Source organism: Vibrio crassostreae (assembly GCF_024347415.1).
GTDB classification, from domain to species: domain Bacteria; phylum Pseudomonadota; class Gammaproteobacteria; order Enterobacterales; family Vibrionaceae; genus Vibrio; species Vibrio crassostreae.
This window is the reverse complement of sequence record NZ_AP025476.1, coordinates 2,629,815-2,645,070: the sequence shown is the minus strand read 5'-3', so window position 1 is coordinate 2,645,070 and position 15,256 is coordinate 2,629,815. Positions and strand designations below refer to the sequence as shown.

Annotated in this window: 14 protein-coding genes; 6 read left to right on the top strand and 8 right to left on the bottom strand. The window is 42.9% G+C overall.

Translation table 11 applies throughout. The annotated features are described in order from the left end of the window. Positions 1 to 2: 2 nt before the first annotated feature. Positions 3 to 1,136 carry a flagellin gene (locus OC193_RS11700; RefSeq protein WP_048659821.1) on the top strand — a complete coding sequence of 378 codons (1,134 nt, stop codon included), beginning with the start codon at positions 3 to 5 and terminating at the stop codon, positions 1,134 to 1,136. 575 nt (positions 1,137 to 1,711) lie between these two features. On the opposite strand, the gene crr is transcribed toward OC193_RS11700, so the two are convergent. The 5 genes from crr to cysZ all read right to left on the bottom strand — a co-directional run bounded on the left by crr (position 1,712) and on the right by cysZ (position 6,713). After that, complete coding sequence (gene crr / locus OC193_RS11695; RefSeq protein WP_004737851.1) at positions 1,712 to 2,221, bottom strand: PTS glucose transporter subunit IIA; 510 nt, start codon at positions 2,219 to 2,221, stop codon at positions 1,712 to 1,714. Between the two features lie 106 nt (positions 2,222 to 2,327). After that, positions 2,328 to 4,052, bottom strand: a complete 1,725-nt coding sequence (gene ptsI, locus OC193_RS11690; protein ID WP_048660880.1) for a phosphoenolpyruvate-protein phosphotransferase PtsI — start codon at positions 4,050 to 4,052, stop codon at positions 2,328 to 2,330. A 136-nt stretch (positions 4,053 to 4,188) separates the two neighbouring features. Further along, a complete protein-coding gene (locus tag OC193_RS11685; protein ID WP_004734263.1) occupies positions 4,189 to 4,446 on the bottom strand; it encodes an HPr family phosphocarrier protein in 258 nt (85 codons plus the stop codon). A 302-nt stretch (positions 4,447 to 4,748) separates the two neighbouring features. Continuing rightward, on the bottom strand, positions 4,749 to 5,717 hold the full coding sequence (cysK, locus tag OC193_RS11680; RefSeq protein WP_048660879.1) for a cysteine synthase A: 969 nt from the start codon (positions 5,715 to 5,717) through the stop codon (positions 4,749 to 4,751). A gap of 237 nt (positions 5,718 to 5,954) precedes the next feature. Next, on the bottom strand, positions 5,955 to 6,713 hold the full coding sequence (gene cysZ, locus OC193_RS11675) for a sulfate transporter CysZ (protein ID WP_048660878.1): 759 nt from the start codon (positions 6,711 to 6,713) through the stop codon (positions 5,955 to 5,957). A gap of 229 nt (positions 6,714 to 6,942) precedes the next feature. On the opposite strand from cysZ, the gene zipA reads away from it, so the two are divergent. The 5 genes from zipA (at position 6,943) to cueR (ending at position 13,144) form a co-directional block, all read left to right on the top strand. After that, positions 6,943 to 7,986, top strand: a complete 1,044-nt coding sequence (zipA, locus tag OC193_RS11670; RefSeq protein WP_048660877.1) for a cell division protein ZipA — start codon at positions 6,943 to 6,945, stop codon at positions 7,984 to 7,986. A gap of 92 nt (positions 7,987 to 8,078) precedes the next feature. Continuing rightward, positions 8,079 to 10,091, top strand: coding sequence for an NAD-dependent DNA ligase LigA (gene ligA / locus OC193_RS11665; protein WP_048664660.1), 2,013 nt, complete (start codon positions 8,079 to 8,081; stop codon positions 10,089 to 10,091). Positions 10,092 to 10,616: 525 nt separating this feature from the next. Further along, complete coding sequence (locus OC193_RS11660) at positions 10,617 to 11,756, top strand: porin (RefSeq protein ID WP_048660875.1); 1,140 nt, start codon at positions 10,617 to 10,619, stop codon at positions 11,754 to 11,756. A gap of 98 nt (positions 11,757 to 11,854) precedes the next feature. Further along, positions 11,855 to 12,658, top strand: coding sequence for a DUF2057 family protein (locus tag OC193_RS11655; protein ID WP_048660874.1), 804 nt, complete (start codon positions 11,855 to 11,857; stop codon positions 12,656 to 12,658). Between the two features lie 93 nt (positions 12,659 to 12,751). Next, the gene (gene cueR, locus OC193_RS11650) at positions 12,752 to 13,144 is read left to right on the top strand and encodes a Cu(I)-responsive transcriptional regulator (protein WP_048660873.1); all 393 of its coding nucleotides are present in this window, start codon (positions 12,752 to 12,754) and stop codon (positions 13,142 to 13,144) included. A gap of 64 nt (positions 13,145 to 13,208) precedes the next feature. Here cueR and OC193_RS11645 read toward each other — a convergent pair whose 3' ends face one another. The 3 genes from OC193_RS11645 to OC193_RS11635 all read right to left on the bottom strand — a co-directional run bounded on the left by OC193_RS11645 (position 13,209) and on the right by OC193_RS11635 (position 15,090). Next, positions 13,209 to 13,388, bottom strand: coding sequence for a hypothetical protein (locus OC193_RS11645; RefSeq protein WP_017061927.1), 180 nt, complete (start codon positions 13,386 to 13,388; stop codon positions 13,209 to 13,211). A 319-nt stretch (positions 13,389 to 13,707) separates the two neighbouring features. Further along, entirely contained in the window at positions 13,708 to 14,157 is a 450-nt protein-coding gene (locus tag OC193_RS11640) for an NfeD family protein (protein ID WP_048664659.1), read from the bottom strand. A 3-nt stretch (positions 14,158 to 14,160) separates the two neighbouring features. After that, positions 14,161 to 15,090, bottom strand: a complete 930-nt coding sequence (locus OC193_RS11635) for an SPFH domain-containing protein (protein ID WP_017063395.1) — start codon at positions 15,088 to 15,090, stop codon at positions 14,161 to 14,163. Positions 15,091 to 15,256: the final 166 nt, after the last annotated feature.

Genomic DNA, 15,256 nt, shown 5'->3' with positions numbered 1-15,256 from the left:
CCATGGCAGTGAATGTAAATACAAACGTTTCAGCGATGACAGCGCAACGTTACCTAAACAACGCAAACAGCGCACAACAAACATCAATGGAGCGTCTAGCTTCAGGCTCAAAAATCAACAGCGCAAAAGATGACGCTGCGGGTCTACAAATCTCTAACCGTTTGAATGTTCAGAGCCGCGGCCTTGATGTTGCTGTACGTAACGCGAATGACGGTATCTCTATTGCACAAACTGCTGAAGGTGCAATGAACGAGACAACGAACATCCTGCAACGTATGCGTGATTTGTCTTTACAATCTTCAAACGGCTCAAACTCAAAATCTGAGCGTGTAGCGATTCAAGAAGAAGTAACAGCACTGAACGACGAACTAAACCGTATCGCGGAAACGACGTCTTTTGGTGGCAACAAGCTGCTTAACGGTACTCACGGTACTAAATCATTCCAAATCGGTGCGGATAACGGTGAAGCGGTAATGCTTCAACTGAAAGACATGCGCTCTGATAATGCTCAGATGGGTGGTAAGAGCTACCAAACTGAGAACGCGAAAGACAAAGATTGGAACGTTCAAGCTGGCTCTAACGACCTAAAACTGTCGTTCACTGATAACTTCGGTCAAGCACAAGAAATCGACATCAGCGCAAAAGCGGGTGACGACATCGAAGAGCTAGCAACGTACATCAACGGTCAACAAGACTCTGTGAAAGCGTCTGTAACTGAAGATGGTAAGCTACAAATGTTTACTGGTAACAACAAAGTTGAAGGTGAAGTGGCATTCTCTGGTAGCCTTGCTGGCGAACTAGGCATGCAACCTGGCAAAGACGTAACGGTTGATACTATCGACGTAACGTCTGTTGGCGGAGCACAAGAATCTGTAGCAGTAATCGATGCGGCACTTAAGTACGTAGACAGCCACCGTGCTGAGCTAGGTGCTTTCCAAAACCGTTTCGACCACGCTATCAGCAACTTAGACAACATTAACGAGAACGTTAACGCATCTAAGAGCCGTATTAAAGATACCGACTTCGCGAAAGAAACGACTCAGATGACTAAGTCTCAGATCCTTTCTCAAGCTTCAAGCTCGATTCTTGCTCAAGCGAAGCAAGCACCGAACTCGGCACTTAGCCTACTAGGTTAATCGATTAAAAAGCCACGTTGACTATAAGTATTTTTGATCATAAGCGTTAACGTTAGGCTTCCACAAATTAGCTCGTGGTGAGAGATGAGCGCTAAACAGACCCAGCTTCGGCTGGGTTTTTTATTGCCTGAAATTTGGTGAAGGTGTATTTGGAAAAGTGTAGTGCGGGTAAACAGAAGCAAAAGCGAGATTCCCTATCACGCTTTTTCCTCACTGTAGGGAATGACGACTACAGGGTGGTATTGATCTTCTATTGCTTACCTGAATCGAAGTCTTTAGTCGTCATCTCAGAATCGAGTAGAACGAGATATCAGAGAACTGCTGTTTGTTACACATCACAAGTGTAATTTGATGTATAGGCGAAATGCATTGAATAGCGCTTAATAACGTTTAGTCAAAACCTAGTTGGGTAGTAGGGCGCAAACGGTCAGTGTGGTTGTGATTCTTTGAGGGAGCTTGGAGAAGAGTTTTGGTGTGATAGTCAGTATTGCTATCTGAGGTATTGAAAAAAACAGCAGGCACAAAAAACGCCACCCTTAGGTAGCGTTTTAATTAAAGCAGATAAGTAATCGAAATTACTTAGTTACTTTAAGAACTGGAGTTTCGCCAACAGTTACAGAACCAGAAAGCTTGTTCAGCTCTTTGATTTCGTCCATGTTAGAGATAACAACTGGAGTAAGCGTAGATTTCGCTTTCTCTTCTAGAAGCGCTAGGTCGAAAGTGATGATAGTGTCACCAGCTTTAACAGATTGACCTTCTTCAGCTACACGAGTGAAGCCTTCGCCTTTAAGTTCAACAGTATCGATACCGAAGTGAACGAAAAGCTCAACACCGTCGTCAGACTCGATAGAGAATGCGTGGTTAGTTTCGAAGATCTTACCGATAGTACCGTTAACTGGAGCTACCATTTTGTCGCCAGCTGGTTTGATCGCGATGCCGTCACCAACGATTTTTTCAGCGAAAACTACATCTGGCACATCTTCGATGTTTACGATTTCACCAGAAAGAGGTGCGATGATTTCGATTGCACCAGCATCAGCGCTGTCATCAGATACAAGCTTTTTCAGTTTGTCAAACAGACCCATTGTGTCATGCTCCTAACGTTTAGTTTTATTCTGTAGAATATACTATACCAATCTAACAAATTAGACGACTATTTTTAGCCGTCTAACTTTATTAAGCATTTGGCGATTACTGAGTTTTCTCAGCGATGAATTTTTCTACGCAAGCTTCAATTTCTGCAGCTGTAGGTAGAGATAGTGCTTCGTCAGCCATAGCTTTAACTTCAGCGAAGTTAGAGTTACGAATTACCTTCTTAACTTTAGGGATAGAGATACCGCTCATAGAGAACTCATCTAGACCCATACCAAGAAGAAGTAGCGTTGCACGCTCATCACCAGCAAGTTCACCACACATACCAGTCCACTTACCTTCAGCGTGTGATGCGTCGATCACTTGCTTGATTACTGTAAGAACAGCAGGAGATAGTGGGTTATATAGGTGAGAAATCATTTCGTTACCACGGTCTACCGCAAGAGTGTATTGCGTTAGGTCGTTAGTACCGATAGAGAAGAAAGATACTTCTTTCGCTAGGTGGTGTGCGATTGCAGCAGCAGCTGGAGTCTCAACCATTACGCCGATTTCGATTTCTTCATCGAAAGCTAGGCCTTCAGCGCGAAGTTCAACTTTGTACTCTTCGATTGCTTTTTTCAGTTCACGGATCTCTTCAACAGAAATGATCATTGGGAACATGATACGTAGTTTACCGTGTGCAGATGCGCGTAGGATGCCACGTAGTTGGTCACGTAGGATTTCACGACGATCCAAGCTGATACGTACTGCACGCCAGCCTAGGAAAGGGTTCATCTCTTGTGGAAGGTCCATGTATGGTAGGTCTTTGTCGCCACCGATATCCATAGTACGGATAATCACTGACTCGCCTTCCATTGCTTCAGCTACTTCTTTGTAAGCAACGTATTGCTCTTCTTCAGTAGGAAGCGCGTCACGGTCCATAAATAGGAATTCAGTACGGTACAGACCAACGCCTTCACCGCCGTTACGCAGGATACCGTCACAGTCTTTTACTGTACCGATGTTGCCACAAACTTCTACACGGTGACCGTCTAGAGTTTCAGCATGCAAATCTTTTAGTTTTGCTAGTTCAGCCGCTTCTGCTTCGAAATCTGCTTTGATTTTCTTAGCTTCCGCTAATTCAGCTTCAGAAGGGTTGATGATGATCTTGTTGTTCATCGCGTCTAGCACAAGCATGTCGCCGTTCTTAACTTGCTTAGTGATATCGTTAGTACCAACGATAGCTGGAAGCTCAAGAGAACGTGCCATGATTGAAGTATGAGATGTACGACCGCCGATGTCACAAGCGAAACCAAGAACGTAGTCTAGGTTGATTTGTGCAGTTTCAGATGGCGTTAGGTCGTAAGCTACTAGGATAACTTCTTCATTGATGTCTGCTAGAGATACAATGTTGATGCCTAGAGCATTTTTAACGAAACGAGTACCGATATCACGGATATCAGTTGCACGTTCTTTTAGGTACTCATCATCAAGAGACTCTAGTGCAACAGCTTGCTCTTCGATCACAGTGTGGATCGCGTTGTCTGCGTGCATTTTGTCTTTCTTGATGAGTGCTAAAATCTCTTCTTCTAGCTCTTCATCTTCAAGCAGCATGATGTGGCCTTCAAAGATTGCTTCTTTTTCTTCGCCAAAAGTTTCAAGTGCTTTTTGCTTAACAACTTCAAGTTGCTGAGAAGATTTGTTACGAGCGTCAAAGAAACGCTGTACTTCTGCTTCAACTTGGTCGTCAGAGATAGATTGAGTGTTTAGGACAATTTCATCTTCTTGAAGTAGTAGTGCTTTACCGAAAGCAATACCAGGAGATGCTAGGATGCCTGAAATCATAGCCTTACCTTAGTTGTTCAACTGTAAACGGGAGAGTGTGTGACTTTAAGTCGTCGACTAATGTCGCGCTTATTCCTATCTATTTCGAACAAAGCCACTTTGCTATGCAAAATGGCTTTGAAAGAAGGAGACCGTATTAGTGTAGTTGATCCATAAGAGCAACTAGGTGGTCAACTGCTTGCTGAGCTTGAGGACCTTCAGCTGAAATAGTAACGTTAGTACCTTTTACTAGGCCTAAAGTTTGTAGTTTGAACAGGCTTTTCGCGCTAGCGCTTTTGCCATTAGAAGTCACTGTGATGTCAGCGTCGAAAGATTTTGCTTCTTTAACGAACTGTGCAGCTGGACGAGTGTGAAGACCGTTTTCTGCTGTGATTTCTACTTGCTTCTCGTACATTTTATATACCCCAATTAATTTATTTTTTGTAAGTTTGTAACCAGATTAGCTTAACTGCTTTAGCCCAAATGCGCTAGAGGCTAGTACGCCATGTTCGTGTTAGAACTTAGACTGGTTATAAATTTTTATCCAGCCATGGTCGTCTTTTGTTGAGTACTCATGACTTTCAGAATTTGTTTATTGCTTCTTTTATTTTGAAGCGAAAAATAAAACAGACCCGATATTACCAAAGGTGGGGCAGGGATCAACAAAAAAGCCCCTAAACGGGGCTTTTTTGGACGAAAAATTGATTTGACCACATATTATTGTTGGTTCTCTTTTTCCGTAAAGATGCCAGCAAATAGGGCTGTACTTAGGTAACGCTCACCAGAGCTTGGTAGTACGGTAACGATAGTTTTTCCTGCAAATTCAGGCAGTTCTGCGATTCTGTTCGCAGCTACAACTGCCGCGCCAGATGAGATACCTGCAAGAATACCTTCTTCTTTCATTAGGCGTTGAGCCATCTCAATCGCTTCTTCAGAAGTTACCGATTCAACACGGTCAATAATATCTAAATCTAGGTTTCCAGGGATGAAACCTGCACCGATACCTTGAATTTTGTGTGGAGCTGGCTTGATTTCTTCGCCTGCAAGCGCTTGTGCAATGACTGGAGACTCAGCTGGTTCAACTGCTACTGAAGTAATCGCTTTGCCTTTTTCACCTTTAATGTAACGACTTGTACCAGTGATAGTACCACCCGTACCAACACCCGCTACAAACACGTCGATTTCGCCGTCTGTTGCTTCCCAAATTTCAGGACCAGTCGTCTGCTCGTGAATTTGTGGGTTTGCTGGGTTATTGAATTGTTGTAGTAGTAGGTATTTACTTGGATCTGAAGCAACAATCTCTTCTGCTTTAGCTATCGCGCCGTTCATGCCTTTTGGCGCTTCAGTCAGCACTAGGTTTGCGCCAAGCGCTTTAAGCAACTTACGACGTTCTAGGCTCATTGACTCAGGCATCGTTAGTGTTAGCTTGTAACCGCGCGCTGCAGCTACGAATGCAAGAGCAACACCAGTGTTACCACTAGTCGGTTCAACAAGCTCAATACCTGGCTTCAGCGTACCTGCTTTTTCTGCTTCCCAGATCATGTTTGAACCGATACGACACTTAACACTGAAGCTTGGGTTACGAGCTTCGATCTTAGCTAGGACGTTACCTTTGCTTACTTTGTTAAGGCGGACTAGAGGTGTGTTACCAATCGTTAGGGTGTTGTCTTCGTAGATCTTGCTCATGCGATATTCCTTCATTTAATGACAGAACTAAACGTAGTATATCAATCACTTTACCGTCTAGTGTCTTTCGATGTTTGTTCAGCTTGAATTTAGATTAAACAAGTTGAAAAAAAGGTAAAAGGATTAAAAAGTTATATCATATAGATATGTAGCAGAATTGACGCCTATCTTTATTGAAATCAGAACTTCAAAAAGATAGGCGAAACTAGGAAGTATAGGCAGGGTTAAAGACGAGAACTATAGACGTGAGCGTAGGGCTTGGTCTTTAAACTCAGCAACCCACATTGCTGTTGCGCCACAAACGGCAACGGGCATTACAATCAGGTTTAAAATTGGAATGGTCGTGAAAACAGAAACAAGCGCACCGAAGCTGTAGCTCTTACCTTGTTTTTGTTTCAAATTGTTTCTCATGTCATCGAACTTGATTTTATGATTATCGAACGGGTAGTCAGCGTATTGAATCGCTAACATCCATGCTGTGAAGATGAACCATAAAAACGGTGCAACGGTTTGCCCTAGTGCTGGAATTAACAAAAGTAGGAATAAACCGATCGCTTTTGGCAGAACGTAGACAAGCTTGCGCCATTCTCTCGCTAATATACGTGGGGTATCTTTGAGAACATCAAGTAAACCATCGTCATTCACTTTTTTACCGCTCAGCAACTCTTCAACTTTTTCCGCGAGCAAGCCGTTGAACGGTGCGGCAATGAAGTTAGCGAGCGTACTAAAGAAATACGAGAACGTGGCCAAGATGGTTAACACTAGTAATGGCCATAAAATGTATGACAACCACGATAAGAAGCTTGGTAACGCACCAATCCAACCTTCAATCCAAGTGTTTAGGTTGGAGAAGATATAAAACAAGGCACCACCAACGAGTAACACGTTCGCGATAAGTGGCATGAGTACAAACTTACGAATGCTCGGTGACAAAGCGATTTTTATTCCGAAAATAAAATAGCCAAAGCCGGAGCGGGGAACAGATTCAATAGTCATATTTAAATTAGGTCACATGTGAATTTGATTAAATAGCAAACATGTCTAGTGTACTCGACCAAAATTAAGAAAAAAAGCGTGGTGAAAATCACACCATGTAAGGAACTAATTGTATTAAGTTGTTCTAAAACAGTAGCTACTTTTGATAGAGTAGTGAGATTAGCCAAATTAACCCAACTTAGTGACAGCGTGTTTATCGCTAGTTGACTAAGAAAGCTGAGAGCGAAAAATGCAGGAATTGCGATTTGTACTCATTATTGTTGGCGCACTAGCTATCGCCGCATTATTGTTCCACGGTCTGTGGACGAGTAAAAAAGAAGGGAAAGCAAAGTTTGGTGATAAGCCGCTTGGTAAGCTTGATAACGATAGCTTAGATGAAGCAGAAACTATCCCAAACCGTTCATTCGCCCCAGAAGATGATTTTGAGATAATCCGAAAAGAACGTAAAGAACCGGATTTTGCTGTTTCGCCATCTGCGACTGATCCTCTGATCGATTCAGATCCACTGACAGCGCCAAAAATGAAAGAAGCTCACGAAGACGACATCGAATTGAATGATCTTCCTTCTTTCAGTGTTGAAGACCCAATCAAGGTTGAAAGTGAGTCGGAAGAGCTTGAAGAAGAGAAGGTTATTGAACCTGAAGTTCCAAGCTTTGAGTTGACCGACGAACAAAAAGAAAACCATGCTGGCTTTAAAGAGCAGTACGGTTCGTTTGAAGAAACTTCTGAGACGGTTGATGACCCACTTGTTTCAAACGAAACGTTCACTCAAAGTGAGCCTGTTGTTGCGAAAGAAGACGTTACTCCACAAAGCGTACCTGTTGAAGAAGCGAAGCCAGACGAAGAACTTGGCTTAGAAGTGATCGTTCTTAATGTTCACTGTGCTGGAGAGATCCCATTTGTGGGTACTGAGCTTTTCCGCAGTATGGAGAACAACGGTTTAACTTACGGTGAGATGTCTATCTACCACTGCTTTGCGCAATCGAGTGACGAACCAAAAGTTATTTTCAGCGTAGCGAACATGATGCAGCCGGGTACTCTAGAACATGACGACCCTGCTGACTTCACGACGAAAGGTATTTCGTTCTTTATGACGTTGCCTTGTTACGGTCAAGCAGATCAAAACTTCAATGTGATGCTGAGTGCAGCGCAGAAAATTGCTGATGATATGGGCGGAAACGTTTTGGATGAGTCACGCAACCTAATGACACCAAACCGTTTGTCTGACTACCGCAAGCAAATCAGAGACTTTATGACGGCATCGAATGCCTAGCCGTATTGTTTAGCCTTGTAAATAATCTATATTTATAGAAAAGGGCTCCTAAGGGAGCCCTTTTTGATATTTCAATCACGACAGAGAATGATATGAAAGAATCGATTCAAGTTACCTTAGAGCAGTTAAGAGACACTCTGCATTATCACGCCGTTCGTTATTACGTAGAAGATAGCCCTGAGATCCCTGATGTCGAGTACGATCGATTAATGCAGCAATTGCTAAAGATCGAAGAAGAGAATCCAGAGCTTGTTACGGTGGATTCACCAAGCCAACGTGTTGGCGGTCAGCCTTTAGATGGCTTCACGCAAGTGACTCACGAAATCCCAATGCTTTCTCTAGACAATGCATTCTCTGACGAAGACTTGGATGCGTTCAATAAGCGTATGTCCGATAGAGCACCAACCGCGAACCTTAAAACTTTCTGTTGCGAGCCTAAACTCGATGGCCTCGCTGTGAGCTTGCTTTACGTGAACGGGACATTAGTTCAAGCGGCGACTCGTGGTGATGGCGCAACGGGTGAAAACATCACGGAAAACGTACGTACCATCAGCTCAATTCCACTTAAGCTACAAGGCGAAGGTTGGCCAGAACGTATTGAAGTGCGTGGCGAAGTGTTTATGCCAAAAGCCGGCTTCGATAAACTGAACGAAATGGCGCTGAAGAAAGGCGAGAAAGTCTTTGTTAACCCACGCAATGCCGCTGCAGGTAGCCTGCGTCAGCTTGATTCTCGTATTACAGCGAAGCGTCCACTGGCTTTCTACGCATACAGTGTCGGTGTTGTACAAGGTGCTGAGCTATCAAATAGTCACTACCAACGCTTTTTACAGCTTAAAGGTTGGGGTCTACCTATGTGTCCTGAGACCAAGCAATTGAGCTCTCTTGAAGACGTAAAAGCCTATTACCAAGATATTATGACTCGTCGTGATGCACTAGCTTATGAAATCGACGGCGTGGTGATTAAAGTCGATGATATCGCGGCTCAAGAAGTACTTGGCTTTGTTGCTAGGGCTCCTCGTTGGGCGATTGCTTACAAATTCCCAGCGCAAGAAGAAATCACTCTGCTTAACGATGTTGAGTTCCAGGTGGGCCGTACTGGCGCTATTACGCCGGTTGCTAAACTGGAACCTATCTTCGTTGGCGGCGTGACAGTCAGCAATGCCACTTTACACAATGCCGATGAGATTGCGCGTTTAGGCGTGAAGGTAGGAGACAGCGTTATTATTCGCCGTGCAGGTGACGTTATTCCACAAATAGTGGCTGTTGTACTAGATCGTCGCCCTGAAACGGCTAGAGACATTGTTTTCCCTGATGCTTGCCCAGTATGTAGTTCTGCGGTTGAGCGTGTAGAAGGCGAAGCGGTAGCGCGTTGTACCGGCGGTTTAGTGTGTCAGGCGCAGCGTAAAGAAGCCCTTAAACACTTTGTTTCTAGAAAGGCGCTAGACGTTGATGGACTGGGCGTGAAAGTAATTGAGCAGCTTGTGGACCGTGAAATGGTCGAAACACCTGCTGATTTATTTAAGCTAAGTGCTGGCGTGATTACTGTTCTTGACCGAATGGGGCCTAAATCGGCACAGAACGTCATGAGTGCGTTGAATAAAGCTAAAGACACGACGTTAGCGCGTTTCCTCTATTCACTCGGTATTCGTGAAGTCGGTGAGGCGACAGCGATGAACTTAGCGCAACACTTTAAGACGCTGGAACTGGTTCAAGCAGCTACTCATGAACAATTAGTTGAAGTGTCAGATATTGGTGACATCGTTGCTAGCCATATCACCAGCTTCTTCTCACAAGAGAAAAACAGAGCGGTCGTCGATCAGCTGATAGAGCTAGGTGTGAATTGGCCAATCATCGAAGAAGCTGCCGATGACCAAGAGCTACCATTAGAAGGTAAAGTCGTTGTGTTAACAGGCTCATTGTCGCAATTAGGTCGAAGTGAAGCTAAAGCTGCGTTACAAGCATTAGGTGCGAAAGTGACGGGTAGCGTATCGAAGAAAACGGACATCTTGTTTGCCGGTGAAGCTGCGGGTTCTAAATTAACTAAAGCACAAGATTTAGGTATCGAAATAAGAACAGAAGAAGATCTAATAGCCCTTATTTCGTAAGTAAATACAGATAAAAAAAGCTCAAAGGCACTCCTTTCAAGGGAGTGCCTTTTTTGTTTCTGATATAAAAATGAGGGCTTTTTAATTGTTGAGAATTTTGTTCCTATACGAACTCTAAAATCAGGACAGTGACGCTGCTCAACATTAATGAAATACCATTGTAGTTGTATCAAAAATGCGAGTCACTTCTATTTTTATAAGGGCGAGCTCCATTCAAGTGGTTGATATTTATTGTTTTTATTGTTTTTGGTTGTGAGCTTTACAATTTGTCGATCTGGATCACTAAGTACCTACTAAATTTGCACCAACTCATATTTTTTTAGATGAAAATTAAGTTCTCATTGATCTTTTTGAGGGCGAAGTTAGTCTTAATGCCATGGATGCACACGATGTGTATAACCAGAAAGGAAATAGAGAATTCAGAGTTTAGGGTTCTCAAACAAGAAAAGGTATTTCTCTCTACGGCGGCCAACTTTAGGCGGGGAATATTCAAACAGCTATATCCATTTTTAGGAGTTTTATTCCATGGAAAACAAAATTTTCAAACGTACTCTACTAGGTGCATCTGTTGCACTTTTATCGACAGGCGTAATGGCGAAAGAAGTTGGTATCAACTCTGACTTCAACGTTGACGTTTACGGTGTTGCAGCTATCTCTCTAGTGAACTACAACACAACTGACAACAATGACTCTAGCTCTGGTTACGCAGTAGAGAACGAATCTCGTATCGGCTTCCGTGCTCACAAAGATATGTTTGAAGACGTTACTATCACAATGCAGATCGAATCTGGCTACGTAGATAGCACAGACTGGTCTCACGGTGGCGTTTCAGGTGGTGTTCTAGGTTTCCGTGATACGTTCGTTGGTGCTTCTGGCTCTTGGGGTAACCTTCGTGTGGGTCGTGTTCTTACACCACTATACGAAATCGTCGACTGGCCATTCTCTAACCCTGGTTTAGGTTCTGTATTCGATTGGGGCGGCATCAACGGTCACTACGATCGTCAATCTAACCAAGTACGTTACGATTCAGCTAAATTTGGTGGTTTCTCTTTTGCAGCTTCTGTTGGTCGTGATGATAACGACAACGGTGGCGGTGCAGCGACTCGTGATGCAAACTTTGTTGGTGCAAGTGCTAAGTACAGCTTCGAAAAAGTAACATTCATGGGTGCGGTTGAATCTGGTACTCGTGTAGTAGCGGAGACTGGTGGTGAGTATGTTGTAGCTCAAGAAGACATTAAAGATGCAAACGGCAACGTAACTACGCCTAAAGGTGAAATTTACCTAACTGATACTGTAGCTGGTTACGATGACGATACATTCGCATACATCGTAGGTTTTGAAGCTAGTCTACCAGCTGGTTTCGGTATCGCAGCAGCATATAAAGGCGAAGAGCTAGATAACGGAATCCGTAAAGTGACTCAAGATTCTTACTCAATCATTGGTCAATACTGGAATGGTCCAATCGGTTTCAAACTAGGTTACGCAGCTAACCTTGAGTCTGAAACAAATGGTTCTAAAGATGCTAACTCAGACAGCAACACTATTTCTGGTCAGCTAATGGCTGTTCATAACGGTTTCGTACCTTACCTACGTGTAGCGGGTCGTACTGTTGGTGACGCTGATACAGATATCGTAACTCGCGTTGGTCTTGAGTACGGTTTCTAAGCTAGAATCTTTAGCTTAAACAGTTAGATAAAAATCAAAACGCTGGTAAATTTTGTTTGCCAGCGTTTTTCCATAGTGAACATAAGGAATTAGTCATAATGAATAAAGTTAGTGTAGTTGTATTATCATTATTTTTGGGAGCTTGTAGTTCACTCGATTCACAAAGTAATTTTGCAGACTCAGTTGCAGATGTACAGCCAAAAGGTGGTTACATTCAAGTGACTGGACAATCTTATGTAGCGGAAAGTAAAGCGAACGTCGGTGCTGATATCCTGAAATCGTCACTTTACTTTACATACAACAAAGAAGTAACACAGAACTCGGCTCCAGAATCTTCAATTATCATGGATGTGAGTTACTTCCAGAGCTATAAAGAATACGAAACCGTAAGCTTTTTTGGAAAGACGATAGACCTTGAAGAGAGACAGGTTCCAAGAGAGAGCTGCAGCGAACACTGCACAAAGACTCAATATATTGAATTTCCATTGAGCGAAGCTGACATTCAGCAAGCAAGAGAAAAGAACTTAGAATTTACACTTGATGGACAAAACTCAGTAATGAGTACAACTTTCATTGTGCCGAAAGCGTATATCGACACAATCTATAATGGCGCAAATAATCATACAGCTATCGCTGTTGCTCCAGTAGCGGTGCCTGTTGCGGCTGTAGTTGCTGAAGAACCAAAAGCATCACAAGCACAAGAGATGGTGAATTACTGGTATGGTGAAGCAACCAAAGAAGAGCAAGCTGCAGTGACAGATTGGGCATTCAAGAATCGTAAGAACGCGAACCCAGCACCACTAGAAGGCTCAAAAGAGATCGAAATGGTTTCATACTGGTTCAACAAGCTAGATAGTGAAGAAAAATCTCAAACTATTATTTGGTTGTTAGAGCAAGAGTAAGCCTTTAACGTTACGCCCTAACTATGTTTTTCAACCGCAGTATTGTATAACAGCAGTACTGCGGTTTTTCATTTTAGGCTTACAGGTAAGATTGTGAATATTGGCGAAGTAGCGAAGCGTGTTGGTACAACAGCGAAATCCATTCGTTTTTACGAAAGTAAAGGCATGATGAGTCCTCCACATCGTTCAGAAAACGGCTATAGGCAATACGGCGAGATTCACATCGAACAGTTGGAGTTTGTACTAAGAGCTAAAATGGTTGGATTTACCCTTGATGAGTGTAAAGCACTAGTTGATTTGGCAATGAACCCCGATAGAGAAAGCTACGAGGTAAAAAAGAAGGCAACGCAGAAGTTAGACGAAATAGAGTTGAAGCTTGCTGAATTAAATAAGATGAAAGCTCAACTGCAATCTTGGGTTCATGATTGCCCTGGTGATGCTTCAACGGAATGTCCTATCTTAAACAATTTATCTGGCCGCAGTTAGGTTATGTCAGCTAAAAAGAATCGTCAGGCCGCAATTACATTACTAGCCTGACTTTAGTCTCCTATCACAGCACTTTTCCGCCGTAATGTTTACAGATCAGCAATGGTACGTGAGTGACTGCATTACCATCTGAGCATTTTACAATTGGCCCCATGTTTCCGTTACCAGGAGACTGACTGCTCGCGAGAGCACTTCCGAATGATAAGCTGAAAATAGCCGTTAGAATGATTAAAAAATGTCTCATACAAACTCCATTAGGTTTATCTCTGATTGAGATAAATGAAAGTATGGACAAGGGAAAGAAAATTTCAAAAATTGGACGGACTTAACATTTTTAATAATTATAATTAAGCGAGAGTCACGCTAATTATTCATATATATCTTGGGCAAGAAATCTGGCTTTCTTATACCTTTTTAGCTTAATCAAACTTTTTAGCTTTACGAAATAAGAACTTATTTTTTTTTCAATTCAATCTATCGCAATGATAATTCGAATATTATTAAGGTTCAAAAATAGAAAAAGCCTGCATTTATTGAAAATGCAGGCTCCATATAGCACTTGATTATAAAGGTTCTATTATTAGAACTATTCCGTCTAAAGCGACGATCTTAATTTCGGTGCCTGATGGGATATCTTGACTCGCCTTTGCAGACCAAGAAGAGTCACCGAACTTAATTCGACAGCTACCTTTCTTTACGTCTTCACTTAGAATAACGGTTTGACCTACCAGTTGCTTTTCTCTTTGGTTTAACTCTCGTTCTGCATCTGATTGCTTGTCATTCGAGAGTTGTCTTCTCCACCACAACCAAGTCGTGATCAATGAGAAGCTTGCAAAGGACAGCCATTGCATCTGCCAACCAATTGGTAGAGCACCCAAAAGTGCACCGACCAACATGGCAGATATGCCTATCCATAAAAAGTAACCAGCGGTTCCAACCAGTTCAAGTGCAAGCAGTGCTAGACCAAATGCCAGCCAGTGCCAGTGGTTTACTTGTTCTAGTAATTCGACCATAAGTTAGTCCTTACTACCTTTGTCATTCTTATGTGCAAACATCTCTGCAATACCAGCCACAGAACCCATTAGGCCTGTTGCTTCAAGCGGTAGCATGATGATCTTGCCGTTTTCTGCTTGGCCAATTGATTTCAGTGCGTCGGTGTAGCCTTGTGCAATAAAGTAATTTACAGCTTGCATGTCGCCTTGAGCAATCGCCGTCGATACCATTTCTGTCGCTTTCGCTTCTGCTTCTGCAGCACGTTCACGAGCTTCGGCTTGAAGTATTGCAGCTTGTTTTTCACCTTCCGCTTTCAGGATTTCTGACTGCTTGTGACCTTCTGCTTTTAGGATCTCTGCTTGTCTTACGCCTTCTGCTTCTAAGATATCAGCACGTTTGTTTCGTTCTGCCTTCATCTGAGCATTCATTGCAGCGGTAAGATCGGCTGGCGGTTGTACGTCTTTAATCTCAATACGCGTAACTTTTACGCCCCAAGGATTAGTTGCTTCATCGACGATGTTAAGCAATTTGGTATTGATCATGTCACGTTGGCTGAGCATTTCATCCAGCTCCATCGAGCCAAGTACAGTACGGATATTGGTGAGGGTTAAGTTACGGATCGCGTGCTCAAGGTCATTTACTTCATAAGCTGCTTTAGGGGCGTCGATAACCTGAACAAAACACACCGCATCAATAACTACGTTCGCGTTGTCTTTAGAGATGACTTCTTGTGCTGGGATGTCGAGTACACGCTCCATCATGCTGATGCGCTGTCCAACTTTATCAATAAATGGAATGATTAAGTTAAGACCCGGTTTGAGAGTATGTGTGTATCGTCCGAAGCGTTCAACGGTCCAGTTGTTGCCTTGTGGAACGGTTTTTACACCAGCGAAAATAAATAATAGTGCGACGGCAGTAAAGACGCCAATAGTAATCAAGGTATCAATAGGCATACAAAGTCCTTTGCAAGTTTAAGTTTTTGAATGTTTATTACTCATACTGGCGCATATTTAAAGGTGGGGCAAATTTATAAATGAGAAATGGGCCATAAAACATTGATTTTATGGCCCATTGTGATGTTTTACATTCGAAAATCTAATAGGTGGATTTGCTTGAATT

What these genes read in the sequence shown, in the direction of transcription:
- OC193_RS11700 (WP_048659821.1), top strand. Translation starts at nt 3, where the DNA reads ATGGCAGTGAATGTAAATACAAACGTTTCAGCGATGACAGCGCAACGT.
- ligA (WP_048664660.1), top strand. Translation starts at nt 8,079, where the DNA reads ATGAAAGAATCGATTCAAGTTACCTTAGAGCAGTTAAGAGACACTCTG.
- OC193_RS11645 (WP_017061927.1), bottom strand. Translation starts at nt 13,388, where the DNA reads ATGAGACATTTTTTAATCATTCTAACGGCTATTTTCAGCTTATCATTC.
- OC193_RS11640 (WP_048664659.1), bottom strand. Translation starts at nt 14,157, where the DNA reads ATGGTCGAATTACTAGAACAAGTAAACCACTGGCACTGGCTGGCATTT.
- cysZ (WP_048660878.1), bottom strand. Translation starts at nt 6,713, where the DNA reads ATGACTATTGAATCTGTTCCCCGCTCCGGCTTTGGCTATTTTATTTTC.
- OC193_RS11685 (WP_004734263.1), bottom strand. Translation starts at nt 4,446, where the DNA reads ATGTACGAGAAGCAAGTAGAAATCACAGCAGAAAACGGTCTTCACACT.
- OC193_RS11660 (WP_048660875.1), top strand. Translation starts at nt 10,617, where the DNA reads ATGGAAAACAAAATTTTCAAACGTACTCTACTAGGTGCATCTGTTGCA.
- ptsI (WP_048660880.1), bottom strand. Translation starts at nt 4,052, where the DNA reads ATGATTTCAGGCATCCTAGCATCTCCTGGTATTGCTTTCGGTAAAGCA.
- OC193_RS11655 (WP_048660874.1), top strand. Translation starts at nt 11,855, where the DNA reads ATGAATAAAGTTAGTGTAGTTGTATTATCATTATTTTTGGGAGCTTGT.
- OC193_RS11635 (WP_017063395.1), bottom strand. Translation starts at nt 15,090, where the DNA reads ATGCCTATTGATACCTTGATTACTATTGGCGTCTTTACTGCCGTCGCA.
- cysK (WP_048660879.1), bottom strand. Translation starts at nt 5,717, where the DNA reads ATGAGCAAGATCTACGAAGACAACACCCTAACGATTGGTAACACACCT.
- zipA (WP_048660877.1), top strand. Translation starts at nt 6,943, where the DNA reads ATGCAGGAATTGCGATTTGTACTCATTATTGTTGGCGCACTAGCTATC.
- crr (WP_004737851.1), bottom strand. Translation starts at nt 2,221, where the DNA reads ATGGGTCTGTTTGACAAACTGAAAAAGCTTGTATCTGATGACAGCGCT.